The sequence below is a fragment of the Aquimarina atlantica genome (genome assembly GCF_000626715.1).
Lineage (GTDB): Bacteria > Bacteroidota > Bacteroidia > Flavobacteriales > Flavobacteriaceae > Aquimarina > Aquimarina atlantica.
The window spans coordinates 110,678-135,259 of record NZ_AQRA01000008.1 but is presented as its reverse complement, the minus strand read 5'-3'; the positions used below and the strand labels follow the sequence as shown (position 1 = coordinate 135,259).

The window sequence follows — 24,582 nt, the reverse complement described above, 5'->3', positions numbered from 1 at the left end:
ATAGGCTTCGCAATAACAAAAATACTTCACTACTGCTTAGGGTTATTAATCATTTAGGAGAAAAATGTGACCCGAACACTCCATAACAAAGTAGGGCAAAAACTAAAACTCAATACTATGAAAAAACTATGTATTTTAAGTCTGTTGTTCGCTATCCTCCTGGGATGTTCTGAAGAAGATCCTCTGGTAGAAAACGAAAGTTTATCACAAAACGATGCTGTACTCAAAACCTTAAAGAGTTGGGGGATTTCTGATGATCTAATCGAAGACAAAGGAACCTATTACCTGGTAGATGGAGATATGGTTTTTTATAAAAACAAAAAATACCATGCTCCCAAAAAGTCCAGTGCCAAACAAAGAGAGCATCCCAATGCCGTAACGATTAATAGTATTAATGTGTTTATAAATCCCGGTATGAATGCAGATTGGAGAAACGCTTCTATAAACGCAATTGGCCGTTGGAATGCTGCTAGCTCTGGTTTATTACTCAATATAACAACAACCGTTGCCAATGCCCACATCCAGATTATGTATGACTCACAAGATCCCAGTGTTAATTTGGCTTCTAATGTTTTTGGAAGAGGAACATTTCCTACCGCCAACGGTTTACCTGGAGTAAGAATATGGGTAAATCCAGATTTTAATGCGTGTAGCGGGGCCATTACACAGAATATGAGAATTTCTAATGTACAACATGAAATAGGTCATAATCTAGGCATGATGCATACCAATCAAACTTCTGCAAGTCTAATCCCAGGCACACCAAATACAGATGCACAATCTGTAATGAACGGTGGTCAGGCCTGCTCGATCGACAATTTTAGTGCCGGGGATTTTTTGGCAATAAGACACTTATTCCCTCCGCTCACCATAGCCGGATCATCGCTAATATGCAACACTTCTACGGTGACTTATACTGCGAGTATTTCGACCATCCCAATAAACTGGACAACCTCTTCTAATCTTCAAATCATATCCTCTACAAATACCAGTATTACGGTAAGGCCTGCAAATAGTGCATATAATGGCTCAGAATTTATCGAAGCCACTTTACCGTCGCATACGGTACGTAGAAATATTTGGATAGGAGAAGCGGTCGTAGATTTAAGTATGATCGAATTCGAAAATGGTATAGGTGAGAGCGGTTATTTTTGTTCTAGTCATACAGGGAATACCTATAGTATTGCTCCTAGATTATCGGGTACAACACATCAAATAAGGCTACGTAGATATCCTAATCTATCTATTGTATACAGCCCATCGACCAATTACTCAGGGGATTCTGGAACCTTACAGTATACTCCAACTCCTGGTTGGTATCTTTTTGAGGTAAGAAGAACCAACTCTTGTGGTACCACAGCATGGTCTGGCACCGAAGTCGAATTTGTAGACTGCTCTAATGGCGGTGGTGGTGGTGAGGAATTCTAATTTCTCAATATTCTTTAACTCAGATACAGAAACCACAACTATCGTGATATAAATTTCTGCAATAAAAATTCCCTGGGGGCAAGACCTTGTCTCTGGGGGATTAACCTAATCAATGGTTATGGTGTTACAGAAAGATTCTCAACAGCATAAATAGTACTATAAAAACAGATCGCATTATGTATCCCATTTCTAATGCAATTACCCTTGTTCTACATGTAGTTTAATGCGCAATGCGATATAAAAATCAAAAGTAACAGCCCTGGTAGTGGTATGATCATCCAGGTTAACTTTTGCTGCATATAGATCTACGGTATCATGATACCACTCCCACAAAGCATCGGTTCGGGTTTTAAAACCCATTAGTGACAATATCGCCATGCCCAGTTCTACACTAAAAAAAGAAGTATCAAACCCTACCGAGGCCAATTGATTGATAAACCGGGTCATTACTAATTCGTTTTTGATAAGATATAGGATCAAATCCTGCTGTGTAGATAGCTTAAATTGCGGAAAAATCTGAGTGTCTAGATCTATTTTCATCTGCTTATAGTTATGGTTTCCTTTGATTTAGATAAAATTAGCGTAGTCTCCGGCCTTTGCTAAAACACACATTAGATAAATCAAATGCATGCCAAGTGCTACCTTCTCAAAAAGAAGCGGATATAAGTGTACTCGACTTGTAAAGAGGTAAACCCAAATTATACATTAGAAAATCTACTACAGCTCTAATCATAATCCCGGTAAAAATGTATGATCTATCATACATTACTTTCTCTTTATAATTAACAGATTTATGGGATTGCCAGGTAGGATGTGCAATGTAGTCCCGAAAAAAAATACCTTACATCTGTAAAAAAGGTATCGTATTTAATTTATTGTGCATTTAAGATTTTAAAATCAAAAAAGCACAATGGGTTATTATTTTTTTAATGTTCTGCGATATTCTGCTTTTTCTTCTGCAACTTTAAGCAGTTCTTTAGAACAACCTATCTCATACATATGCTTTGCCAGTTGATCACTTGCATATTCGTCTTGCAATGCTTCTATATTTAGACTAAAAACCTCTGCCAGTTTAGAAAGTTTCTTTTTATCAAAATCGCGTATGCCATTTTCTATTCTACTTAGATTTGCAAAATCTATATCCAGCAAACCTGCCAATTGGGTTAGTGTATACCCATGAGTTGTTCTAAGCATTTTGATATATTCTCCAAACGTTTCTTTCATTCATTTTGTCAATCTTTGACAAATTTACTCTTTTTTTTAATCCCATCATAACAATAGATTTTATTTTTTTGGGATACTGGTGTTAAGAAACCGATCGTATATGCTGTAGCTGTATACAATCTAATAATTTGTATACGGTTTTAAGATGTCCAATCGTTCTTTGGTCTGCGTTATGTATTTCTACTTTACTTAATATCCCCAGGATCCCATCTTTATATACTTCTAGATCTTTTTCTTCTGTAAGTGGGATTTTAATATAGGTCTGGCACTTTTTTTGGTTGTTATTTATCATTGTTTGTATATATTTATGTAGATTATATACACAATATTACCTAAAATCGGTATTAAATCAAAATATTATACTTAAAATTATTATTTATGTACTCTTTTTTTATATTTATATACTGAAAATAATGACAATTGAACATGACAAAACTTGGAAAATATCTAGATAACAGATCGATAAACAAGGCTAGTGTCTCTAGGAAAACTGGCATTAACAAAAATCGATTAAGCGAGCTTTCTAACAATTTCTCTACAAAAATTAAAGCAGACGAATTGTATCTCATTGCTTTAGCTATAGAAGTAGATGCCTGCGAACTACTAGAATATCTTTGTGGGGATTTACAATTAAAAAAAGAAAGTAAATAATTGTACCGTAGTATGATTATAGATAGAATAAAGGATAGATATCCTTTATTTCGTTGTTGTACTTAATACGAAAAAAAAATCAGGCAACCATTTTATCAGAATTTACGTCTATTAATTGAAGAACTTTAAAATCAATCAATAATGAACAAAAAACAATTCTGGAATCAACTTACAATATTTATAATTGTGCTTTTACTGATTTTATTAACAAGAGAATATCTTTTACAACAACTAATAGAAAACGAAATTGAGTCATATCAAACTCATACTTTCCTAAAAATTGGTGCAAACTTGATTCTGATCGTAGTTTCGTATTTCTTTATTAAAAACAATGGACTCTTCAAAGTTGCTGGAATTAAAGGCACAAATCTACAAAAGTGGCACTTATTATTATTCCCACTTATTTATTTAGTATTGCTCAACGCAATGATAATGGACGATATTGATACCAACATTCTATTTCCTAATATCGCTTTATTTTTAATCTACTCAATATCAATTGGGTTTGCTGAAGAATTGAGTATTAGAGGATTTTTGCAATCACATTTGATAAACTACTTAGGAAATACAAAAAAGAATTTTATTTTATCCATTTTTGTGTCTGCTTTATTTTTTGGGCTTATCCATTTATTGAATTTCGACAAAGGAATTTATGGAGAATTATCCCAAGTTTGCTATGCTACTTTTATTGGGGTAATGTTTGGTGTTTTATTGGTGATTACAAAAAGAATTTATCCATTAATAATTGTGCACGCAATAATTGATTTTGTCGGTGACTTAGACTCAGCAGGATTTCCAATTAAAGAAAAAATAAGCGACCCGACATCAATCGAAAATGCTATTATTATTACATTACTTGCTTTACCTTGCTTATTGTATGGAATATTTCTAATGAAAAAGTATGCATTGATTGAACCAATAGAAAAGCATTAAGCCCCTGCTCCCACTAGCGTCTCGCTAGTAGCATTACTATTTAGATAATCCAAAAAGATACTCATCACTATCTATTTTAAAATAGTATGTTAAAAAATAAGGAACACCTTAGCGAGGTTTTTTATCCTCAATAATAATAGGTACATTTAGCAAGTAAACACAATCCCATACTTCAGCTCTAATGAGTTGAAGTATGGGATTGTTTGTTAAAAACAATTAGTGATTGTGGATTACCACAATTATCTTATGAATGAATCACTGATATTGTACCTTATGATATGAGTTTGATATAAGATACATGGAATATAAAGGATATATACTTTATTCTATTGTTGTGCCTCAGCTGAATTAAAAAATCTACAATTTAAGATATAAGATTTCAAAATTTAATAAAATGAAAATAATTTTAACCACGCTTTTTCTGGCTACAGCAGTAATAACAAGTTTTGCTCAAGATAATACAGACACAACGACACACATGACATTTAAAGGTGTGCCTATTGATGGAACTCTAAATGAATATGTTTTAAAAATGAAGAAAAGTGGATTTACCCACATTGGAACAAAAGAAGGTGTTGCAATGCTCAAAGGCGACTTTGCCGCATACAAAGGCTGCGTTGTAGGAGTTGCAACTCTAAAACAGAAAAATTTAGTAAGTAAAATAACGGTGATATTTCCTGAAAGCGATACTTGGTCGTCTCTTTCATCTAATTATTATAATTTAAAAGAATTGCTAACTGAAAAATATGGAGAACCTTCAGAGAATGTTGAGAAATTTGACGTTCATTCAGAACCAGAAGATGACAATTCTAAAATGCACGAAGTTGGAATGAACAGGTGTAAATATTACACAACTTATGAAACGGAAAATGGAAGTATTCAGCTTTCTATTGAAAATGATGGGTTTTTGACAAGTTTTGTAAGACTATCATATTTTGACAAAATAAACAGTAAAATAATAAGAGAAAAAGCTAAAAGTGACTTATAAAAACAAAAGTCGAATGCACAACATTATATATGAAATCAGAGTAAAGTTTAATACTAGATCAAACGTAAACATACCAAACACTCTACATCTGGATCAGTTCCAAGTTTAGGGTATTTGTTTAAATTAATTTGCTTCGAAACCTGTTCTGGAGTAGGTCATAAAATCAAAAAATTATAATTATGAGTACCAATGCATATTCTGATAGTCCACATTGTGGTTCTAAATTAACTAAAGAAGAATTGGAATTTGAAAAAATCAAACAAGAAATTAAAACTATTAAAACAAATCGAAGATTAGGAAATTTTAAATGGATAAGTGCAGTTATCGGAACAATCATTCTCTTTTTCATAATTCAAAGACCTGAATCAATATTAAACAGAAAGAGCTCACAAGAAACAATAAACAAAGAGAGAGCATCAATGGTATTAAAACTCATAGAAAATGGAAGTAATTCTAAAGATCTACTTATAGGTTTAAAAGTTATAAAAAAATCTTATCCTGAATCAGATAATAAATGGATTAGTGATTTAATTGATTTTTTTGAAACAAGAGCTCATATAGAAGATCGTATATTAAAAAGTAAGTTAGAAGCAAGAATACTAAATCTACAAGAAGATTCAATACTGCTTGCGAATAGAAAAAGGAAAGCAACAACTTGGGATGAATTAAAGGATATTAAGGAAAGTACTATTAATAATAATAAACATATGATTTCAACAAAAATCCAACTAGACAGTTTATTTGGTCTTGGGCTAAAATTCAATTAAACCATGGAAAAGAGAAATGTATTATCCTGAAATAGGTTTACCTCCACTCCCACTAGCGTCTTGCTAGTGGCAGTACTGCCCAAATAATCCAAATAGATACCCATCACTACTATTTTAAAAAATAGTATGGTTATACATAGTATGTTAAAAAAATAAGGAACACCTTCGCGAGGTTTTTTATCCTCAATAATAATAGTTACATTTAGCAAGTAAACACAATCCCATACTTCAACTCTAATGAGTTGAAGTATGGGATTGTTTGTTAAAAACAAATAGTGATTGTGTATTACCACAATGTATGTAAAAGTATATTACGGATATTGTAGCCTATATAAGAGTTACATACAAAATAAAATTTAGAAATAACCCTACATGGAAAATAAAATATGAATAAAGAAAATAAATGGTATTTAGATGATTCCGAAGATGAAGAAATTGATATTTCATTCAAGGAGTATGATCTTACTTCTGCTCCGAACGATTTCAATATAAAAACAATATATGATTTCATAGAATCAGGTGTTCTTAAAATACCTGGGTTTCAAAGAAATTTCGTTTGGGATATTAAAAGAGCCTCTAAATTAATAGAATCATTAATAATTGGATTGCCAGTTCCACAAGTCTTTTTATTTGAAGAAGGAAGAAACGAGTTTTTATTGATAGATGGTCAACAAAGATTAATGACAATATATTATTTTGTTAAACAAAAATTTCCAAGAAAAGAAAAAAGAACTGAGCTTAGAAGGATATTTGCAGAAAAAGGCTCAATACCTGATGACATTCTTCATAACAAAGAATATTTCACAAGTTTCGATTTAAAACTATCTGAAAAGCTTCCGGATGCTCCAAATAAATTAAAAAACCTAAATTATTCAACTCTTGGGGATCATAAAACAGCATTTGATCTAAGAACTATAAGAAATGTTATAATAAAACAAAATCTCCCTCCAGAAGACAATTCAGCTGTTTATGAAATATTCCATAGGTTAAACTCCGGTGGAGTTGTTCTTAAGCCTCAAGAAATAAGATCGAGTATTTATCATTCTCCATTTTACGAAATGTTATTTAGAGTAAACTTAAATGATAATTGGAGAAAATTAATAAATAGACCTAATCCTGATTTACACTTAAAAGATATTGAAATAATACTTAGAGGTTTCGCTCTCCTACTTGATAGTAAGAATTACAAGCCTTCCATGACTAAGTTTTTAAATAATTTTTCTTTTAAAGCTAAATCTTTTACAAAAGAATCTATTGACTATTTTGAAGATCTTTTTATTTCATTCATTGATGAGGCCATAAATTTTGGAGAAGGAGCATTCGTTTCTTCTAAGACTAATAGAATAAATGTTTCAGCTTATGAGGCTGTATTTAAAGCACTAGCTGAAAAAGCTTTTAAATCAAAAAATACAAATGTTAAAAAAGCTATTAGAGAAAATTTACTGGCTCTTTATGAAGATTCAGAATTTTCTGAAGCAACTGAGAAAGATACTGCTGGAACTAAAAATGTTCAAAAAAGAATTGAAAGAGCCAAGCAAATCTTATAATAATATGTCTGATATAATAGATAGAATATATACAAACAATTCTGACCTAATTAAGTATTTAGATGACGCTAAAGAGCCTTCTTATAGGATTGAAGCTGAACTTAATTTTAAGAAAGGGCTACTATTAAGTATTGCAAGTCTCTTTGAAAATAAAATCACCATTTTATTAACTAATTTCATCACTAAAAAGACAAATTCTAATGATTTAGTCATATCTTTTTTTAACAATAAAGCAATTAAACGTCAATACCACACATTGTTTAGTTGGGATTCTGCTAATGCAAACTCCTTTTTTGGTTTGTTTGGGAATAATTTCAAAAACAAAATGAAAGAAAGAGTACGAACAGAAGAAAAATTAGATAGAGCTATAAAATCCTTTTTGGAGTTAGGAAATTTACGGAATCAATTAGTACATAAAAATTTTGCCGAATTCTCAATTGATAAAACTGCCAAAGAAATTTATGATAAATTTTATGAAGCTAAATATTTTATTTCTGAGCTAAGAAGCGAATTGGAAAACGGATGATAACAATTTGATAGTGTATATGTACTCTTCGGGACGTTAATGCTCATTGCCAAAATATTACCAGTAATTTGAAAACAAAATGATATACGGAATACTAATTGCATTAATAATAATCGTACCGATTGCAATTGCATATTATTACGATTATAAAAGTGACCCTAAAGAGTTTGATTTCTCAATAAAAACTATAGGAAAAGGAATATTAAAAGGGCTTATATATCTTGTTCTTTTAGCAGGCGCTAATGCAATTTATAAATCTGTAGTGCCTATTAATAAGAACCACGGAATTGAATTTAATTCAGAACGAGAAAAACTTGGGCTTCCAAAACTCGAAAAAAATTGGACAATTAGTGATTGGGAATCGGAACAATTCGTAACCTATTGGTGGAAACCTGAACCAAGAAATGGGCATTTTAAGAAAATATTAGAATATGGAATTCTGGGTCTGAAAACAGAAACTGATTATTATCACAACGAAAAGCAAAAAGGAACATTTGCTTGGTCTAAATACGATTTCGGAAATAATACGTTCGAATATTTTTTAAAAAAACCTAATGACCAGACAATTTCTGTAACTAAAAATGGGAATTTTAAACTTGAAAAGCCGACCGAAATTCTAAATATCAATAAATCGGAATTTGAAAAATATATCTCAGAATAAAAGTACTAATGGTAGCAATAGCTATAATTAATACGGGTTTTGGTGCTTAACTCAACGATTTTAGCCTCAACTCAGGACAAACTAAAGGCTGGGATCCATTTTGACATAGTATTATTAATAAAGAGGATTCCATTCTTCAACAAAATAACAAATCAAAGCTCCCCCGCATAGATATTAATCACCCCCGCACCACTTTTATCGACCATCGGCATATCAAATACTTTCCCCGCATAAGTATACCTCATCCCTGCATTACTTTTATCGACCATCGGCATACCGGTAGCTTCCCCCGCAGGAATAAAACAAACCCCCGCAATAGGGTGAGCCTCTCCCGCTGAGCGGAGACCTCTACCCTATGCGAGGGCCAGTAATAGCAACCGATTACCTGCGTTTATATTGGCTAATATATCCCTTATAACGCTCGGGATCTTTTCTAAATGCATATTTACCCGTTTCGCGAAGCTCATCTATAGCTTCCTTAAGATGGGTATATGCCCGATCCCGTATTTCTTTGGCTTTAGAGTTATCTAAGGTCGCCCCATTGGCTTTGGCCAGCAATTCTGCCAGGGCATCCGATTTTTGTGCTGCCACATCAAAGTTGCTAAGATCATACTTCGCTTTTTCTAGCTCTGCTATATTGGCTTTACCCAATACACTAATATCCATCAAATCCTGGATCATATCGGCATCGCCTTCTCCATCGGGAATAGCACGTACACGGGCCAGCAAATCCAATCGTTTACGAAACGCAAACCGCAAATCGGCAAGCAGGTCGTTTCTAAATTCGTAGGCTTTGGGAGATTCTTCCCGCCAGGCTTTGGCTGCTTCTTCCTGGCTATACCGCTCTTTCATCCATACCGCCTGGGCATATCTGCATGCCCCGGTTCGGGTAGGTAAATCTTCTCCATACATCTGCCAATCTAATCCTTTGGCAAGTAAGGTTTCTTTATCCTCTTCTGCCCATACAAATAAGTTTTCGGCCTCTTGCATAAATACATCTACAGGAATAGTTGGTGATTTTACCGCTTCTTGTGGTAATGCTTCTAGCACTGCCAGCTTGGTGTCATAATTTTCTTTAGACATCGTATAACATGTTTTAAAAACCTATTGCGTGTTTTACAAAAATTACAATAGATCGTAGTTAATAAATACTTGATATACAATGATACAGCACGCCAGTTTCATTTTTCGGAACTCGAAAAAAATAGTAGTGATTAATTTAATGAGACCTCACAGGTTTTGAAAACCTGTAAGGTCTATATTTTTATCTATATATGTGAGAAATTGTAAAAAATTAAAACGTCTTAGGGAACCTGTTATATTTAATAATAGTTACATTTAGCAAGTAAACACAACCATACATAGAATATAAAGGACATATATTGTTAACACTTATTGCTAACCTATGCTTACCAATATTTTTGCTTTCTTTCTTAAAATTTCTCCACGACTGAAGCGAGCGGTCTGGAAAAAGCTATATGAGTATTTGTCAAAGAAGTATCCAACAGCAGAATGGACATATATGAACTACGGATATGAATCTTGTAATGAACCTATTGCAATCCCTATAAATGAGGAGGAAGAACGCGACCGGTATATGATTCAGCTATACCACTATGTGGCAACAGCTGTAGACCTTGTGGATAAAGACGTAGTAGAAGTTGGTAGCGGACGCGGAGGAGGTTCATCGTACATTAAACGATATCTTAAACCAAAGACGATGATTGGAATTGATTACTCTAAAAACGCAATCAAATTTAGTAATACACATCATTCAGTAGAAGGGTTAACCTTTATTCATGGTGATGCAGAAAACCTACCATTGGCGAATGAAAGTGCAGATGTAATTGTGAATGTAGAATCATCACATTGCTACGGGTCTATGAAAAAGTTTGTGAAGCAAGTCAACAGAGTGCTTCGTCCTGGCGGGTATTTTTTGTTTGCCGACCTACGTCCCTCAGAAAAGATCGAAGAACTTGATAAGACTTTCAATGATGCGGGATTTGAAGTGCTCAAAAAGGAATTGATTTCGAAGGAAGTGGTCAATGCTATGAATGCTTTTCACGAATATAAGTTAGCATTCTTTCAAAATATGGTAAAGGGCTGGTTAAAAAAGCCACTGAATGATTTTGCAGGAGTTAAGGGTTCGAACATCCATAAGGAATTGAGTAATGGTAAGATCGTTTATTATCATTATGTATTGAGAAAATGATAAACCTCTTGTCTCGCTGGTGGCATTACTGTTTAGATAATCCAAATAGAAATGAGTTAATAAATACCTGATACACAACGATACAGCACGCCAGTTTCATTTTTCGAAACTCGAAAAAAATAGTAGTGATTAATTTAATGAGACCTCACAGGTTTTAAAAACCTGTGAGGTCTAGAATGAGGTTTATATTTCTATTTTTGAATGTGAGAATGGTACAAAATTCAAGTAACAATTATCATTATAAAGACATCTATACTAAATAGGGAGTCAAAACAAAATAAATCATAGAAATGAAAAAAACGATTTTTACTTTAGTCCTGGCAACGATTTGCCTTACTAGTAATGCACAAGATGTTACTTCTTTTTTAAATATCAAAAGAACTGCTTCTGCAAGTAATACCGCCCTTTTAGGGTATACAGATCCTAATTGGACCGGAACACTGTTTTGGAACAAAATTGGAGATGTTAGAATTAGAAGCATAGATTCAGAATTTCACTTTGATCGTAATGGTAATTTTGGAATTGGAACCGCTAGTCCTGACAGAAAATTAAGTATAGTAAGTGCCCAAAGTTCTTACCTAAACCTAAAAACCAACAATGGGCACGAACTCTTAATAGGAGCAGATACTAACGGAGGGATTATTTCGACTATGTCTAATCACGATTTAAGCATTAGAGCTGGTAGTAATTCTACAAAAATGACTGTTAAAGCAAACGGAAATATAGGAATTGGAACCATCAATCCAGATATGAAACTTACCGTAAAAGGAAATATTCATGCCAATGAAGTAAAAATTGACCTTAATGTTCCTGCTCCTGATTACGTATTTAAAAGTGATTATAATTTAAGAAGTATAGAAGAAGTAGAAGCCTTTATTAAAAAAAACAGTCATTTGCCAGAAATCCCATCTGCAAAAGAGTTTGAACAAAATGGGGTAATGCAGGCCGAAATGGATATGAATCTACTTAAAAAAATTGAGGAATTAACTCTTTATACTATTCAACAACAAAAGGAGATAGAGGAACTAAAATTGCAAAACAAAAAACTCGTTGAATTACAAGAGAGACTTGAAAAACTAGAGTCTGAAAAATAAAAAGCTTATTACATGATATAACATACCATAGCTGCCCTTCGGGATTATATGGTATGTTATATGTATCGTTATTATAATTAAAAAACAGAACGCTTTTAAAATAGTATCTCATTTTACCAAATAATTAATATGCTAACCAATGATCTAATCTGGTAGAATCGGTTAACAATCGTGTTATCGGTCGTTTTATTATTAAGCAAAAGATAAGTGAGTGTATTTTTAGGTATCTACAAATAGATGTATTTAACCTAAAAAACAATGAGAAAATTTAAGCAGATAGCACTTATAGTTCTTGCCATTTTAATTTGGACTGCCTTTATCGGGTATGGATTTATGGATGGGTTTTTATTACGCCCCATTACTTCTAAGCATACCTCTGAGGCATTTATCCAGGCAACCAAAGAAAAAATAGAAGATGAGTTCGTTGGGAATTATGCCATGGCACTAATAGAAAACGGAGATGTTTCAAAAACCTTCTTTTACACTATTGATCAACCTGTAGACAAAAACACGGTTTTCCCCGTGGCTTCGATTAGCAAATGGATTACTTCTTTTGGCGTTTTAAAATTAGTAGAGCAAGGAAAACTGGATCTAGACAAACCGGTTGACGATTACCTTACAAGATGGCATCTCCCCCAAAGTGAATTCGATAATAAAAAAGTAACTGTTAGAAGATTATTATCACATTCATCTGGTTTAATTGATGACCTGGGTTATGCTGGTTTTGCAGAAAATGAAACTGTACAAACCATCGAAGAATCCTTGACCAAAGCCGCAGATACCGAATACTCAGAAGGGATAGCCATAGTGGGTTACGAGCCTGGCAGTAAATACATGTACTCGGGGGCTGGCTATACCATACTACAATTACTGATCGAAGAAATTAGCGGTCAATCCTTTAAGGACTATATGAAGAAAGAGGTTTTTGACCCGTTAAACATGAAGCATTCTACTTTTGAATATCAAGATACATCTAATCTGCAATTGGCAAAAGTTTATAGAGTAGATGGTACAACCAGGAAAATGAATAAATTTACTGCTCTTGCGGCAGCAGGATTGTATACCACTACGGCAGATATGTCAAAATTTCTAAAAGCCAATGTAACAGAGAATGCTGTTCTTTCTAAAGAAACCATGCGAACCATGAGTACAGCCCAAACGTTTATTAGTACCATTGGAGTCTATGGATTAGGTCCTCATTTATACAGTCAAAACGATACAAAATCAACTATTATTGGCCACGATGGAAGCGGTAATAATGCGATCAATACTGCAGCACGAATTGACCTAAAATCTAAATCCGGAATAATCATTTTGGAAACCGGAAACTGGAATATAGCATCCTCGATTGCAGACGAATGGATTTTTTGGAAAGCCGGAATCGCCGACTATGTTGTAATGCAGCGTAATACATCATACGTATTAACTGTATTGATAGTTGGGTACATAGTTATCATTTTATTATCACTAATGGTGATCAGAAAAAACAATAAGAATAGAAAAACAGCTATAGACAATAACGTATCCTATGTATAATCCTTTCCCCGGTCTTAGGTTAAAAACACAATAGGCAGTATTTTAATAAACTCATACTAATGATTTTTAGGATAATGAGGTATTGACAACCTTCGACTCTAATATCAAAACCGAAGGATTTTTTATCCTCAACAATAATAATTACATTTATCCAACAAACACAACCTCATTCTTCAATTCTTAAAAATTGAAGTATGGGGTTGTTTGGTAAAAAACGAATGATAATTGTGGCTTACAACAATTATCTTATGAATGCATCATTGATATTGTACCCTATAATAAAAGAGGATGTAAGGTTAACCATACATGAAAAATAAAGGAATCTGTCCTTATTATTCTATTGTTAGCAGAAATCTTGTCCGGATAAAAAAGAAAATTAGAATGTCAAGTATTAAACCAACAGTGAGGTTAGAACGATTACAGGTTGTAGATGCTCTTCGTGGATTTGCGCTCTTCGGTATTTTGTTCGCAAATCTATATAGCTTTATTGGATACAACACTTACAACCCCAACGAGATTTTGGCCTTACCAGTTTTAGATAAAGTCATGTTGTTTTTTATAGATTGGTTTGTAGAAGGCAAGTTCTACAGCATTTTCTCCATTCTTTTTGGAGTTGGCTTTGCCCTTCAGGCTGACCGGTTCAGTTCTGCAAATGAAAATTTCACTACTTTTTGGTTCAGACGAATGATCGTTCTATGCTGTTTCGGTTTAATTCATATGTATTTCATTTGGAATGGTGATATCTTAACACTTTATGCTATTCTTGGCCTTTTATTACCCATGTTTCTTAATTGTTCTAACAAAACCTTGCTAACATGGATTTTGATCTTATTAACTTTACCTCTGCTCTTCTATGCCATTGTTTATATGACCTCTGATGCTTCTTTCTGGGGATCAATGCGTCAAATTTCGGAAAACTTAAAAATACGATGGGGATTTGCAGATTTAAGTCTTCTACAAATGCGAACTTCAGATCAGCCAACAGAGGTCTGTGCTATTAATGTTTTGAAAGCTATTCCACGACCCATGAGTTATTTAATGACAGGACGTTATTTCCATGTTTTAGGATTATTCTTAATTGGCCTTTTGCTTGCACGTTATTGGATACCCAAAATTAAAAACAAGGACATCACAGTTCCGAAAATTGCAATTTGGTATGGTATTATTGGATTGATCTTTTCGTTTGCCTATGCTATAACCAAATTAGTCATGGGATCTGGTTACGAATTGAGTACTTTAGGAATTGTACAGGTGGTTGTTTACAATATAGGCTCTACAAGTTTAGCTCTTGGAATAGCAATGATATTCGTCTATTTGTGGGCTTCTGGTAGAGCAAAGAGTGTTTTTAAAAATCTAGCCATATTAGGACGTATGGCATTGACAAACTATATTTTTCAGAACATCATTGCAGTTCTATTATTTTTCGGTTATGGATTTGCTCTTATGCGTAAAGTACCTTTTGCATACTTACCTCTATTCGCTTTTGGTATTTTATTAATACAATGGTTATATAGTAGTGTATGGCTCAGTCGTTTTAAACAAGGGCCTTTAGAATCTATCTGGCGTAAACTGACGTATCACTCATCGAAACCGAATTGAAATAAATTCGACTTAAAGGAAAATAAGTTATTTTAAGACTCCCATATATCTAAACAAATTAAGAACTCTTCTTGATTTTTCTATTTAAAACCTTCTAAATCTACTTATATTTAATCAGTAAAACCAAAATAATCAGGTTTTTAGAAAAACTGATGTTTTGTATAAGCTTAAAATATAATATCATGAAAAAATCACTTTTAACTATTTTAATTGTCTTTTTCAGTAATCTGGCATTTTCACAAAAACACCTCACTGCAGAAGAATCGGATCCCAATACAATGGGGTGGATGCAAGGTTTTCCACCCTCAAAAGAGCGATTAGCACTAGCCGAAGATGGTAGTTTTTTTACCTTTCCGGAATTGCGCTACAGCGTTTGCCATATGCGACAGTTTTTACCTACTACAGAAGTAGCTTCTGCACAGGAAAACAGGTATGAGTTTCGGTTAGCATTAGATACATATATTGATTCTTTAACCTTCAAACCATTAAACAGCAACCAAAAAATAACTTGGGTGCAATCGCTACCGGAAAATTATACTGATGGTGTGATCATCCTTCATAAAGGAAACATAGTTTACGAAAAATATTTTGGGGCCCTCAAACCCAAAGGCGTACATGCAGCTATGTCGGTAAGTAAAACCTTTACAGGTACCTTAGGAGCTATGCTAGTTGCCGAAGGTGTTTTAGACGAAAACAAAACTGCAGCAGCTTATATTCCAGAGCTTGGAAGTTCGGCATTTGGCGATGCAACTATTAGGCAAATTTTAGACATGACAACGAGTTTAAAATATAGTGAAGACTATTCTGATCCTAATGCCGAAGTATGGATATTTTCTGCTGCAGGAAACCCCTTACCAAAAGCCAAAGAATACAATGGACCAAAAAACTATATTGAGTACTTGCAAACAGTAAAAAAAGACGACACCCAACATGGTGAGGTCTTTGCTTATAAAACCATAAATACAGATGCTATGGGTTGGATTGTTTCGCGTGCCACAGGCAAAAGCATCCCGCAATTATTGTCTGAGCGTATTTGGAAACCACTTGGTACACACATAGATGGCTACTATCAAGTAGACGCTTCGGGAATTGCTTTTGCAGGTGGTGGATTTAGTGCTAATATGAGAGATATGGCTATGTTTGGTGAAATGATTCGCAACAAAGGTTTTTTTAACAACCAACAAATTCTTCCTATTTCATTAATTGAAGATATTATGAAAGGTGGAAATCAAGATGCTTTTCAAAAGTCGGCATATACATCCTTAAAAAATTGGAGCTATCGAAATATGTGGTGGATCACGCATAACAAAAATGGTGCTTTTGCCGCTCGAGGTGTTCACGGACAAATCATCTACATAGACCCAATGGCAGAAATGGTAATCGTTAGATTTGCGTCGCACCCCGAAGCAAAAAACTCAAAAATAGACCCAACCTCGCTACCGGCATATCAAGCAGTAGCAGATTATTTGATGCAAAAATGAGCATTCGTTGTTTAAAATATCGTTTATATGTGCTATTATCTGTACTCGGTTTTCTAGGATCAAGTAATTACTTGCTTGCTCAAGAAAAGAATCTGCTGTTTTATAATTCTGAGGAAGTTCAAATTCAAGGTTATGCGCAAGCTGGTCTTAATTTTGTTGCTGAAACCAATTTGTTTTGGAATTTAGCAGATGTTCCAGAATTAGATTACGATTCTGATACCGAATGGATAGAATCCTATCTAAAACCTGGTGTTGGCTTCAAGTATTCCTTAAATACCAATACCAATCTGTATGCTAAAATATCTTTGGTAGGCTCTAGCACTTTGGGTACAGATGCCTTTAACGAAGGTAATACAGGTCGTATAACTTTAGAAGAAACACATATTGGTTTCAAAACAAACTTATCAGATAGTATAATTTTCCATACAGTTATAGGTGCTCAAGAGTTAAAACTTGGCACTGGTATGCTAATTGCTAATGGTGGATCAAGTGGCTTTGAACGAGGGGCATTAAAATTCGGACCAAGAAAGGCTTGGCAACGGTCTGTATTAATAGAAGTTGATTACAAAAAACTTAATGGGAAAGTCTTCTATTTATCACCCAACGAGTTACCATCTAACGACACCAATAATAAATTAGTCGGAGCAGATATTAGTATTAACGCATCAAACAAATATATAGGAGTATCGTACGTAAATGTTTTAGCTTCTGATGCACCCTATCCGAAAGTTGCTCAAAATGGACAGGGAGCACCTATTATTACTAGTGGTGATCGAGAAGACCTAAACGCACTTAATCTCTACACACGAAACCATCCCTTTAAAGGTAAGCTCAAAAACTTTTTTATGGCATTAGATATTGCATACCAATGGAATTCTAGAATAAACTTGACATCTTGGGGAGGACGCATTCAAACTGGATATGACCTATCAAAAATTAAGTGGAAACCAACTTTAATGTATACGTATCAAGTGTTTTCTGGAGATGATCCAAATACCGAAGCGCAAGAACGTTTTGACCCATTGTATTTTGAAGGTTCCCCTAGTGCATGGTCAACAGGTTCTAAATCATCAATGGTGTTTATAAATTCTAATGTGCAATCACATGGATTAAGCATAAGACTTCAACCTAAACCTAAAGATATTATAACGTTTAGATATTCTCATATTAGAGCCCAACAATTGCAAAGCCCAATTCAGTTTGGACAAGCGGCTCGTGTTGAATTTTCAGATGGCATTCCAACCGTAGTTGCCGGAGTCACTAATAAGCATTTAGCTGATGATTTTTTTATTGAATATAATAAAGTTATAACCCAAAATATATATGTAAACGCTGGCTTTAGTCTTTCTATAGCAGGAAAAGGTATAGAGAATATTGTAGGAGATACCTCACTCTGGACTGGAGCATTTTTGAATGTAGTGTTTAATTATTAAGAAAAAACATATATTCTTTATTTTGTTGGTGTGTGTAATTAAAAAATTGATAATTGAAATATATATTGCGTATAATATTGCTAATTTCTATATTAAGCTGCTCTTCTGAGTCCTGCAAAATTGATTTTGAGAGAAATTCTGATTTATATGGACAGGCTCTAAATGAAATCTATAATTTGAATTTAAAAATGGACAGTGACGAACCACATCATAAACCGGTTTTATTATTCACTAAATTAAATAACAAAATAGATACTAATGTTTTTGACGAGATTGAATTTATAGAGTGTCACGAAGATGGAACTGTAATTTTTCAAGCTCCAGATTGTGATAATGAATCTGATTTTCGAAATGTAATTTATTTTTTAGCATACTCTCCTAAAGGAAAATCACACCTTGAAAAGAAAAGAAATATTGGATCCTTAAAAAAAATAAAAGAAGATTGGTTTCTTGGGGAACATATCGAAACGCTGGCAAATTAAAAGACTACACACAGCAACATATATGTGATCATAGCAATTAAGTGATGAATCGAATGGTTATTGTATTTTTGGTAAAGCACAATGCTTACAATAAAGAAAAGTTAGCAATCTCTGTGCAGAAAAAAAGAAAAACAAAGTAACATTTTGCCTTGCTGCGACACCTATAACAAACGTTGTAGCTAATTGAAAAAATAAAAATGATACAAGATTCGATTTTAATAGAAAACAGACATAAAAGATTTATAAAAACAGTTTGTAGCTCTGAAATGGTCTGGGGACTTAAAAATCATGAAGGATTTGCAAGTTCAAGATCTGTTCATTATGAAAATGATGATGGAAAGCCTATCAGAATTATTTGTTTTTGGGCCGAAAAGGCTTTAGCAAAATCTTGTATCAAAGACGGGTGGGCAAAATATAAGGTTGCACAAATCTCATTATCGGACTTTATGGAAAATTGGTGTATTGGAATGGGAAATGACGGACTTCTCGTCGGAACGGAATTTGACCAGAATTTGTTTGGTTTTGAAGCAGATCCTTATGAATTAGTATTAGACTTATCTACTGAATTAAAATTCATTGGAAAAGATTTAAATTTTCAAAAATTCCAAGGAATAAATGATCTAGAAGATCAAATAAAAGAGGCTCTCGAATAAAAAAACAACTAACAACATGTATAGTATATCTCATCCTAAAAAAGTTTACATATTTATACTTAATCCTAAAATAGTATCATTATACAACGGCATGTTAAAAAATAACCATACATATAAAATAAAGAATATATATCCTTTATTTTGTTGTTATACCTGATTCGGGCAAAAACTTGATGATTATATAATATTACATAACAAATCATATATCCATAATTAAACAATAGAAGTATAATGTATCCCATTCAAAATGATTGTAATATCTATATTAGTGGTCATAAGAGAACCTCCCTATCTGAAGAAACATCTTTAATCCAACACTTTGCAAAAAATAATGGTATTTCGTTAGATTATTATAGCAATAGTGATTTTATAAATAAATTTCAGAATGATATAGCCAACCTAATAGGATTTAAAGAAGCGTTGTTTTTCCCCACTGGAACAATGGCCCAGCAAATACTCCTTAAAGTAAATGCAGACAAAACAAAAAATAGAAATTTTGGGATTCATGAAAAATCACATATTTATGCCTTTGAAGATAACGCATATAAACACTTACATAGATTAAAAGAAATTCTTGTTGGACAACCAAACAAACCATACTTGGTTGAAGACGTTAAAAATATTTCAGAAAAAATTTCTACTTTGGTTATAGATATTCCGTATAGAGAATTAGGCGGTATTCCAATACCTTGGGATGAATTAGAAAAAATAAAAGATTATTGTAAACAAAACAATATATTATTGCACGCAGATGGAGCTCGTTTATGGGAATGTGCCTCTTATTATAAAAAATCATATAAAGAAATATGTAAGGGATTAGATTCTATATATGTGTCACTTTATAAAGGAATTGGAGGAATGGCTGGATGTTTTCTATGCGGAAATTCATCTACTATAAAAGAAGCAAAAAAGTGGAAAAAAAGACATGGCGGAAAATTATTTCAAGAAACTATTTTAATAGCATCATCAGCTTATCAATTTGACAAACGGTTACGAGAAATGTCATTGTATTACAAAAAAGCCCAAGAAATTTACAATAAATGTTCTGATTTTAAAGAGCTAACCTTTTATCCAGAAAAACCACTAATTAATATGTTTCATGTTCATATGAAAATAACAGTGGAAGAAGCAATTTTAATGCGGGAATATTTTAAAAATAAAAAAGGCATCTGGCTTTTTAATAATGTTTTCCCTTCCCAACTCAAGGATAATAAATCCTATTTTGAAATATATGTCGGAGACATATTACTTGATAAGACTATAAGTGAAGTAAATACAATTTTTGAATTAATTGCAAAATATATAAAACCTCTATTATCAGAATAAAAAACGAGGTAGAATAATGTATTCTATAGGTAATAGCAGTCTAAATGATAAAGCAAAGATAAGAGCAAAACTGAAATGTTAACAAGTAGTATATGCTACCACTCATACACAAAACCGTTGTGCGTAATACGATAAATTGAATGAATAAAATCGAAAACTATTGCGAATTTATTAAGGACGTTTTTAATAGGTATTATCCTATTGAAGAAAACTCTTTGTCTCAATTATATGCAATTGCCAAGGTTCGACAATTACAAAAAGGAGAATTATTACTTAATGTTGGGCAAACATCAAAACATATCTATATTCTAAATCAAGGAGTTATCGTTTCTTTCTTTATTTCTAATGAAGGAAACCAATATCATAAAAATATTTTTTTAGAAGGAGATTTTGTTGGTTCTACGGTTTCAGCCTTAAAACACGAATCATCTCATTTTGGTCTTGAAGTAATTGAAGATACTACAATTATCAGCTTTGATTATAAAAAATACAGGAAGTTAATCGAGAATCATTCGGACTTAAAAAATTTCTATATCGCTTATTTAGAAAAAAACTGGATAATTAATAAAGAAAAACGTGAAATAGAAATTGTAATGAAAGATGCTTCTGAAAGATATTTGGACTTTATTCGATTTCAACCAAATATAGAAAAACGAGTTCCGCTACACTATATTGCTTCTCATTTAGGAATTACACCTACTCAATTAAGTCGAATACGAAAAAAGATTAAAAAGAAATTCCCAAATCAACATATGTAAAGAAAAAACATCTTTTTTCTGCTCAACTTTGTCGTATGAAATTAGTAATAATATACATATTGGCATTTGTTGGAGGTGTTTTTCTTGCTATTCAAGCCGGTTTCAACACCCAATTAGGATCCATTATAAAACAACCTCTTTTAGCAGTTATTTCTACCTCTATCGCAAGTGCTTTTTTTGGTTGTATCTTAATTCTTTTTGTTGGTAAAGAAACAATTCAATTAAATACATTTCAACAAGTGCCCTGGTATTTATGGTTTATCGGAGGTCTATTCAGTACGGTTGGAATTACATTATATTTTTATACGATACCTAAACTTGGTATTTCAAAAATGATAACTTTTGGTTTATGTGGACAACTTATATTTTCTGTAATCGCGGGAAAATTTGGTTGGCTTAACCTTCCAATAGAACCAATAACAACTAAACGACTTATAGGTGTGTTTTCTATGATTATTGGTATAATTTTAATGAATACAAAATGAAAAAAGCAAAATTAAATATTGACAATCTTACTGATTTATGGATAATTGCATCTTCATCACATCAAGGATATTATTATGATGAACAATTTGAATACGCCTATATCAAAAATGCACAATGGCCAAGTAGAATTTGGCAAAAAAAGCCATTGTCAATTCAACCTTTAGAAAAATTTCAAAAAGCATTAAAAAAAAATACTAAAGGTTTAACCTTTTCCTATTTCAACTTACCTAACCGAGATAAATTCATAGAAAACAATAAAAATTTTAAGTTAACATCTGTTCAATATGGAATGAGTTTGCAGCTTAACAATAAGTTTATTACTCGAATGAAACTTGATTTTAAGCGAGTAGAAAATGAAAGTGACGCAAAAACCTGGAGCAACTCTTTTCGTAAGGCATTTGGCTATGAAATTAGTTTACAAATAATAACAAAAACAAAGGAAGAAATCCCTTTTTATCTTGTTTATCTAGAAGAAGAACTTATAGGAACAGTTATTTTACATATTACAAAAAATATAGCAGGAATACACAGTTTAGGTATACTACCCGAAAAAAGAAAACAAGGCTTTGCAACCCAAATAATGCATCATACCCTAAATAAATCTATTGATCAAAACTTGTCTTTAGCAACGCTTCAAGCTTCTGAAATGGCAAAAGATATGTATTTAAAATTGGGGTTTTCGGTAGATTTTTTAATGGAAAATTATCAAATAAAATAAAGACTATGGAGTTTATTAAAAATCAAAATTGGAGATATGCCACCAAAAAATTCGACAAAAGCAAAAAAGTCTCAATAGAAAATATGGAACTTTTAAAACAAGCTGTTCGGCTTTCTGTTTCATCTTATGGTTTACAACTTTACAAAATACTTATTATTGAAAACCAAGAAATAAGAAAGAAGCTACAACCTGTATCCTGGAATCAAAGCCAAATAACAGATGCTTCGCATTTATTTGTTTTCTGTAATTATACAAAAATTAAACCTCTCGACATTGATAACTATTTAAATCTTACAGCAATATCAAGAGCCTTAAAATTAGAAGATTTAAAAGGCTATGGCGATTTTATAAAAATGAAACTTGCAGAAAAATCAATTGATGAACAACTAAATTGGTCAAAATGTCAAACTTACATTGCTTTGGCCAATCTATTGTCTGCTTGTGCAGAATTAAAAATAGATAGTTGTCCTATGGAAGGCTTTGAAGCCCAACAATACAACAAAATTTTAGGATTAACCAAACAAGGGCTAAATGCTTCTGTGATCGCTACAATTGGATACAGAAGTACAGAAGATACAACACAGCATCTATCAAAAGTTAGAAAACCAATTCAAGAATTATTCAAAAACATATAAAAAAGGCAATTATAAAATAGATGGTAACTTTAACTTACAACAATCATCTTATAAATGAACCCCTTATATTGTATCACTTAATAAAAGTGAATATAAGATTAACCATACATCGTATATAAAGAATATATATTCTTTATTTTGTTGTTGTGTGTCATTAAAAAATTGATAATTGAAATATATATTGTGCATAATATTGCTAATTTCTATATTAAGTTGCTCTTCTGAGTCCTGCAAAATTGATTTTGAGAGAAATTCTGATTTATATGGACAGGCTCTAAATGAAATCTACAATTTGAATTTAAAAATGGACAGTGACGAACCATATCATAAACCGGTTTTATTATTCACTGAATTAAATAACAAAATAGATACTAATGTTTTTGATGAGATTGAATTTATAGAATGTCACGAAGATGGAACTGTAATTTTTCAAGCTCCAGATTGTGATAATGAATCTGATTTTCGAAATGTAATTTATTTTTTAGCATATTCTCCTAAAGGAAAATCACACCTTGAAAAGAAAAGAAATATTGGATCCTTAAAAAAAATAAAAGAGGATTGGTTTCTTGGGGAACATATCGAAACGCTGGCAAATTAAAAGACTACACGCAGCAATATATATGTGATCATAGCAATTAAGTGATGAATCGAATGGTTATTGTATTTTTGGTAAAGCACAATACTTGCAATAAAGAAAAATTAGCAATCACTGCATAGAGAAATCGAAAAGCAAGGTAACATTTTACCTTGCTGCGACACCTATAGTAAACGTTATAGCTCATTAAACCCAACCTAAAAAATAATGAACAAAATTATTGTTGTCTTATTCCTGGTAACCATCGGATTTTTATCCTGTAAAAACACTGAAAACGAAACCAACAAAATTGAAATTGCGAGGCATTATTATAAGGCTCTTGATAATTCTGATGGTTCTCTTATGAAAACCCTATTAACCGATAGCCTTCTGACCAAAATACCTGAATATGATTATAGACAAGATTATTCTAAGAAAGAATATCTTGAAAAATGGTTAAAATGGGATTCGGTATTTGATCCTACCTATAAAATCCTTGAAATAAAACAGGAAAACGGAATTGTAAAGGCAAAGATTTCAAAAATTGACAAAAGAATCTTTTTTCTTCAGCAAAAACCATTTATAACAAATGAGATTTTAAAGTTTCAAAATGACAAAATAATTGCTATAGAAACAGAATACGTATATTTTAATGAGAAGGTTTGGGGAGAAAACTTAAATACACTTTTAACCTGGATTGCAGAAAATCATCCTGAATTGAACGGCTTTTTACACGATCAAACAAAGAGTGGCGGGATAAAATACTTAAAAGCGATTGAACTATATAACAAAAAATAGCTGCCCTATAGATCAGTAACGTTTGTTATATTTAACGTTGTGCTTCATTTTGACCAACCCATAATAAATGAA

The 24,582-nt window shown here is 32.5% G+C and carries 27 protein-coding genes; 23 read left to right on the top strand and 4 right to left on the bottom strand.

From position 1 onward, the window contains the following. Nucleotides 1-117: 117 nt before the first annotated feature. On the top strand, nucleotides 118-1,428 hold the full coding sequence (locus tag ATO12_RS25075) for a reprolysin-like metallopeptidase (protein ID WP_051575943.1): 1,311 nt from the start codon (nucleotides 118-120) through the stop codon (nucleotides 1,426-1,428). A 198-nt stretch (nucleotides 1,429-1,626) separates the two neighbouring features. Here ATO12_RS25075 and ATO12_RS18580 read toward each other — a convergent pair whose 3' ends face one another. From ATO12_RS18580 to ATO12_RS18570, 3 genes are all read right to left on the bottom strand, one after another. Further along, nucleotides 1,627-1,968, bottom strand: coding sequence for a hypothetical protein (locus ATO12_RS18580; RefSeq protein WP_034244860.1), 342 nt, complete (start codon nucleotides 1,966-1,968; stop codon nucleotides 1,627-1,629). Nucleotides 1,969-2,346: 378 nt separating this feature from the next. Further along, nucleotides 2,347-2,652, bottom strand: coding sequence for a helix-turn-helix domain-containing protein (locus ATO12_RS18575; protein ID WP_034244858.1), 306 nt, complete (start codon nucleotides 2,650-2,652; stop codon nucleotides 2,347-2,349). Nucleotides 2,653-2,734: 82 nt separating this feature from the next. Next, the gene (locus ATO12_RS18570) at nucleotides 2,735-2,944 is read right to left on the bottom strand and encodes a hypothetical protein (protein WP_034244856.1); all 210 of its coding nucleotides are present in this window, start codon (nucleotides 2,942-2,944) and stop codon (nucleotides 2,735-2,737) included. A 134-nt stretch (nucleotides 2,945-3,078) separates the two neighbouring features. Between ATO12_RS18570 and ATO12_RS18565 the strand changes: the two genes are divergently transcribed. From ATO12_RS18565 to ATO12_RS18530, 7 genes are all read left to right on the top strand, one after another. Beyond that, a complete protein-coding gene (locus ATO12_RS18565; protein ID WP_034244854.1) occupies nucleotides 3,079-3,303 on the top strand; it encodes a helix-turn-helix domain-containing protein in 225 nt (74 codons plus the stop codon). A 141-nt stretch (nucleotides 3,304-3,444) separates the two neighbouring features. After that, nucleotides 3,445-4,236: a CPBP family intramembrane glutamic endopeptidase gene (locus tag ATO12_RS18560; protein ID WP_034244853.1), complete on the top strand. Its 792-nt coding sequence runs from the start codon at nucleotides 3,445-3,447 to the stop codon at nucleotides 4,234-4,236. Between the two features lie 394 nt (nucleotides 4,237-4,630). Beyond that, nucleotides 4,631-5,224, top strand: coding sequence for a hypothetical protein (locus ATO12_RS18555; RefSeq protein ID WP_034244851.1), 594 nt, complete (start codon nucleotides 4,631-4,633; stop codon nucleotides 5,222-5,224). Between the two features lie 179 nt (nucleotides 5,225-5,403). Then, on the top strand, nucleotides 5,404-5,991 hold the full coding sequence (locus tag ATO12_RS18550) for a hypothetical protein (protein WP_034244849.1): 588 nt from the start codon (nucleotides 5,404-5,406) through the stop codon (nucleotides 5,989-5,991). A 386-nt stretch (nucleotides 5,992-6,377) separates the two neighbouring features. Beyond that, nucleotides 6,378-7,538: a GmrSD restriction endonuclease domain-containing protein gene (locus ATO12_RS18540; RefSeq protein ID WP_034244847.1), complete on the top strand. Its 1,161-nt coding sequence runs from the start codon at nucleotides 6,378-6,380 to the stop codon at nucleotides 7,536-7,538. A gap of 4 nt (nucleotides 7,539-7,542) precedes the next feature. Next, nucleotides 7,543-8,064, top strand: coding sequence for a HEPN domain-containing protein (locus ATO12_RS18535; protein ID WP_034245214.1), 522 nt, complete (start codon nucleotides 7,543-7,545; stop codon nucleotides 8,062-8,064). Nucleotides 8,065-8,143: 79 nt separating this feature from the next. Beyond that, the gene (locus ATO12_RS18530) at nucleotides 8,144-8,725 is read left to right on the top strand and encodes a hypothetical protein (protein ID WP_034244845.1); all 582 of its coding nucleotides are present in this window, start codon (nucleotides 8,144-8,146) and stop codon (nucleotides 8,723-8,725) included. Between the two features lie 381 nt (nucleotides 8,726-9,106). Here the strand turns inward: ATO12_RS18530 and ATO12_RS18525 are convergent, their stop codons facing one another. Beyond that, nucleotides 9,107-9,808: a hypothetical protein gene (locus ATO12_RS18525; RefSeq protein WP_034245211.1), complete on the bottom strand. Its 702-nt coding sequence runs from the start codon at nucleotides 9,806-9,808 to the stop codon at nucleotides 9,107-9,109. A 403-nt stretch (nucleotides 9,809-10,211) separates the two neighbouring features. Between ATO12_RS18525 and ATO12_RS18520 the strand changes: the two genes are divergently transcribed. From ATO12_RS18520 to ATO12_RS18450, 15 genes are all read left to right on the top strand, one after another. Next, the gene (locus tag ATO12_RS18520; RefSeq protein ID WP_165583408.1) at nucleotides 10,212-10,937 is read left to right on the top strand and encodes a class I SAM-dependent methyltransferase; all 726 of its coding nucleotides are present in this window, start codon (nucleotides 10,212-10,214) and stop codon (nucleotides 10,935-10,937) included. 290 nt (nucleotides 10,938-11,227) lie between these two features. Continuing rightward, complete coding sequence (locus ATO12_RS25070; RefSeq protein WP_051575941.1) at nucleotides 11,228-12,031, top strand: tail fiber protein; 804 nt, start codon at nucleotides 11,228-11,230, stop codon at nucleotides 12,029-12,031. 258 nt (nucleotides 12,032-12,289) lie between these two features. Then, a complete protein-coding gene (locus tag ATO12_RS18510) occupies nucleotides 12,290-13,567 on the top strand; it encodes a serine hydrolase domain-containing protein (RefSeq protein ID WP_034244840.1) in 1,278 nt (425 codons plus the stop codon). Nucleotides 13,568-13,948: 381 nt separating this feature from the next. Further along, on the top strand, nucleotides 13,949-15,166 hold the full coding sequence (locus ATO12_RS18505; RefSeq protein ID WP_034244837.1) for a DUF418 domain-containing protein: 1,218 nt from the start codon (nucleotides 13,949-13,951) through the stop codon (nucleotides 15,164-15,166). Between the two features lie 182 nt (nucleotides 15,167-15,348). Continuing rightward, on the top strand, nucleotides 15,349-16,647 hold the full coding sequence (locus ATO12_RS18500) for a serine hydrolase domain-containing protein (RefSeq protein WP_034244835.1): 1,299 nt from the start codon (nucleotides 15,349-15,351) through the stop codon (nucleotides 16,645-16,647). Then, the gene (locus ATO12_RS18495; protein ID WP_034244833.1) at nucleotides 16,644-18,080 is read left to right on the top strand and encodes an alginate export family protein; all 1,437 of its coding nucleotides are present in this window, start codon (nucleotides 16,644-16,646) and stop codon (nucleotides 18,078-18,080) included. The genes ATO12_RS18500 and ATO12_RS18495 overlap by 4 nt, the downstream gene beginning before the upstream one ends. Nucleotides 18,081-18,133: 53 nt before the next feature. Then, complete coding sequence (locus ATO12_RS18490; protein WP_034244831.1) at nucleotides 18,134-18,562, top strand: hypothetical protein; 429 nt, start codon at nucleotides 18,134-18,136, stop codon at nucleotides 18,560-18,562. 197 nt (nucleotides 18,563-18,759) lie between these two features. Next, complete coding sequence (locus tag ATO12_RS18485) at nucleotides 18,760-19,215, top strand: DUF2750 domain-containing protein (RefSeq protein ID WP_034244829.1); 456 nt, start codon at nucleotides 18,760-18,762, stop codon at nucleotides 19,213-19,215. 231 nt (nucleotides 19,216-19,446) lie between these two features. Further along, nucleotides 19,447-20,541: a threonine aldolase family protein gene (locus ATO12_RS18480; RefSeq protein ID WP_051575940.1), complete on the top strand. Its 1,095-nt coding sequence runs from the start codon at nucleotides 19,447-19,449 to the stop codon at nucleotides 20,539-20,541. Nucleotides 20,542-20,681: 140 nt separating this feature from the next. Beyond that, nucleotides 20,682-21,299 (top strand): Crp/Fnr family transcriptional regulator, encoded by a 618-nt coding sequence (locus tag ATO12_RS18475; protein WP_034244827.1) that lies wholly within the window; start codon nucleotides 20,682-20,684, stop codon nucleotides 21,297-21,299. 35 nt (nucleotides 21,300-21,334) lie between these two features. Then, nucleotides 21,335-21,784, top strand: coding sequence for a DMT family transporter (locus ATO12_RS18470; protein ID WP_034244825.1), 450 nt, complete (start codon nucleotides 21,335-21,337; stop codon nucleotides 21,782-21,784). Then, nucleotides 21,781-22,503: a GNAT family N-acetyltransferase gene (locus tag ATO12_RS18465; RefSeq protein ID WP_034244823.1), complete on the top strand. Its 723-nt coding sequence runs from the start codon at nucleotides 21,781-21,783 to the stop codon at nucleotides 22,501-22,503. Before ATO12_RS18470 ends, ATO12_RS18465 begins: the two co-directional genes overlap by 4 nt. 5 nt (nucleotides 22,504-22,508) lie before the next feature. Next, nucleotides 22,509-23,138, top strand: coding sequence for an NAD(P)H-dependent oxidoreductase (locus ATO12_RS18460; protein ID WP_034244820.1), 630 nt, complete (start codon nucleotides 22,509-22,511; stop codon nucleotides 23,136-23,138). A 304-nt stretch (nucleotides 23,139-23,442) separates the two neighbouring features. Beyond that, nucleotides 23,443-23,736 carry a hypothetical protein gene (locus ATO12_RS18455; protein ID WP_034244818.1) on the top strand — a complete coding sequence of 98 codons (294 nt, stop codon included), beginning with the start codon at nucleotides 23,443-23,445 and terminating at the stop codon, nucleotides 23,734-23,736. Nucleotides 23,737-23,940: 204 nt separating this feature from the next. Then, nucleotides 23,941-24,510 carry a hypothetical protein gene (locus ATO12_RS18450; RefSeq protein WP_034244815.1) on the top strand — a complete coding sequence of 190 codons (570 nt, stop codon included), beginning with the start codon at nucleotides 23,941-23,943 and terminating at the stop codon, nucleotides 24,508-24,510. Nucleotides 24,511-24,582 lie beyond the last annotated feature (72 nt).

What these genes read in the sequence shown, in the direction of transcription:
- ATO12_RS25075 (WP_051575943.1), top strand. Translation starts at nt 118, where the DNA reads ATGAAAAAACTATGTATTTTAAGTCTGTTGTTCGCTATCCTCCTGGGA.
- ATO12_RS18580 (WP_034244860.1), bottom strand. Translation starts at nt 1,968, where the DNA reads ATGAAAATAGATCTAGACACTCAGATTTTTCCGCAATTTAAGCTATCT.
- ATO12_RS18575 (WP_034244858.1), bottom strand. Translation starts at nt 2,652, where the DNA reads ATGAAAGAAACGTTTGGAGAATATATCAAAATGCTTAGAACAACTCAT.
- ATO12_RS18570 (WP_034244856.1), bottom strand. Translation starts at nt 2,944, where the DNA reads ATGATAAATAACAACCAAAAAAAGTGCCAGACCTATATTAAAATCCCA.
- ATO12_RS18565 (WP_034244854.1), top strand. Translation starts at nt 3,079, where the DNA reads ATGACAAAACTTGGAAAATATCTAGATAACAGATCGATAAACAAGGCT.
- ATO12_RS18560 (WP_034244853.1), top strand. Translation starts at nt 3,445, where the DNA reads ATGAACAAAAAACAATTCTGGAATCAACTTACAATATTTATAATTGTG.
- ATO12_RS18555 (WP_034244851.1), top strand. Translation starts at nt 4,631, where the DNA reads ATGAAAATAATTTTAACCACGCTTTTTCTGGCTACAGCAGTAATAACA.
- ATO12_RS18550 (WP_034244849.1), top strand. Translation starts at nt 5,404, where the DNA reads ATGAGTACCAATGCATATTCTGATAGTCCACATTGTGGTTCTAAATTA.
- ATO12_RS18540 (WP_034244847.1), top strand. Translation starts at nt 6,378, where the DNA reads ATGAATAAAGAAAATAAATGGTATTTAGATGATTCCGAAGATGAAGAA.
- ATO12_RS18535 (WP_034245214.1), top strand. Translation starts at nt 7,543, where the DNA reads ATGTCTGATATAATAGATAGAATATATACAAACAATTCTGACCTAATT.
- ATO12_RS18530 (WP_034244845.1), top strand. Translation starts at nt 8,144, where the DNA reads ATGATATACGGAATACTAATTGCATTAATAATAATCGTACCGATTGCA.
- ATO12_RS18525 (WP_034245211.1), bottom strand. Translation starts at nt 9,808, where the DNA reads ATGTCTAAAGAAAATTATGACACCAAGCTGGCAGTGCTAGAAGCATTA.
- ATO12_RS25070 (WP_051575941.1), top strand. Translation starts at nt 11,228, where the DNA reads ATGAAAAAAACGATTTTTACTTTAGTCCTGGCAACGATTTGCCTTACT.
- ATO12_RS18510 (WP_034244840.1), top strand. Translation starts at nt 12,290, where the DNA reads ATGAGAAAATTTAAGCAGATAGCACTTATAGTTCTTGCCATTTTAATT.
- ATO12_RS18505 (WP_034244837.1), top strand. Translation starts at nt 13,949, where the DNA reads ATGTCAAGTATTAAACCAACAGTGAGGTTAGAACGATTACAGGTTGTA.
- ATO12_RS18500 (WP_034244835.1), top strand. Translation starts at nt 15,349, where the DNA reads ATGAAAAAATCACTTTTAACTATTTTAATTGTCTTTTTCAGTAATCTG.
- ATO12_RS18495 (WP_034244833.1), top strand. Translation starts at nt 16,644, where the DNA reads ATGAGCATTCGTTGTTTAAAATATCGTTTATATGTGCTATTATCTGTA.
- ATO12_RS18485 (WP_034244829.1), top strand. Translation starts at nt 18,760, where the DNA reads ATGATACAAGATTCGATTTTAATAGAAAACAGACATAAAAGATTTATA.
- ATO12_RS18480 (WP_051575940.1), top strand. Translation starts at nt 19,447, where the DNA reads ATGTATCCCATTCAAAATGATTGTAATATCTATATTAGTGGTCATAAG.
- ATO12_RS18475 (WP_034244827.1), top strand. Translation starts at nt 20,682, where the DNA reads ATGAATAAAATCGAAAACTATTGCGAATTTATTAAGGACGTTTTTAAT.
- ATO12_RS18470 (WP_034244825.1), top strand. Translation starts at nt 21,335, where the DNA reads ATGAAATTAGTAATAATATACATATTGGCATTTGTTGGAGGTGTTTTT.
- ATO12_RS18465 (WP_034244823.1), top strand. Translation starts at nt 21,781, where the DNA reads ATGAAAAAAGCAAAATTAAATATTGACAATCTTACTGATTTATGGATA.
- ATO12_RS18460 (WP_034244820.1), top strand. Translation starts at nt 22,509, where the DNA reads ATGGAGTTTATTAAAAATCAAAATTGGAGATATGCCACCAAAAAATTC.
- ATO12_RS18455 (WP_034244818.1), top strand. Translation starts at nt 23,443, where the DNA reads ATGGACAGTGACGAACCATATCATAAACCGGTTTTATTATTCACTGAA.
- ATO12_RS18450 (WP_034244815.1), top strand. Translation starts at nt 23,941, where the DNA reads ATGAACAAAATTATTGTTGTCTTATTCCTGGTAACCATCGGATTTTTA.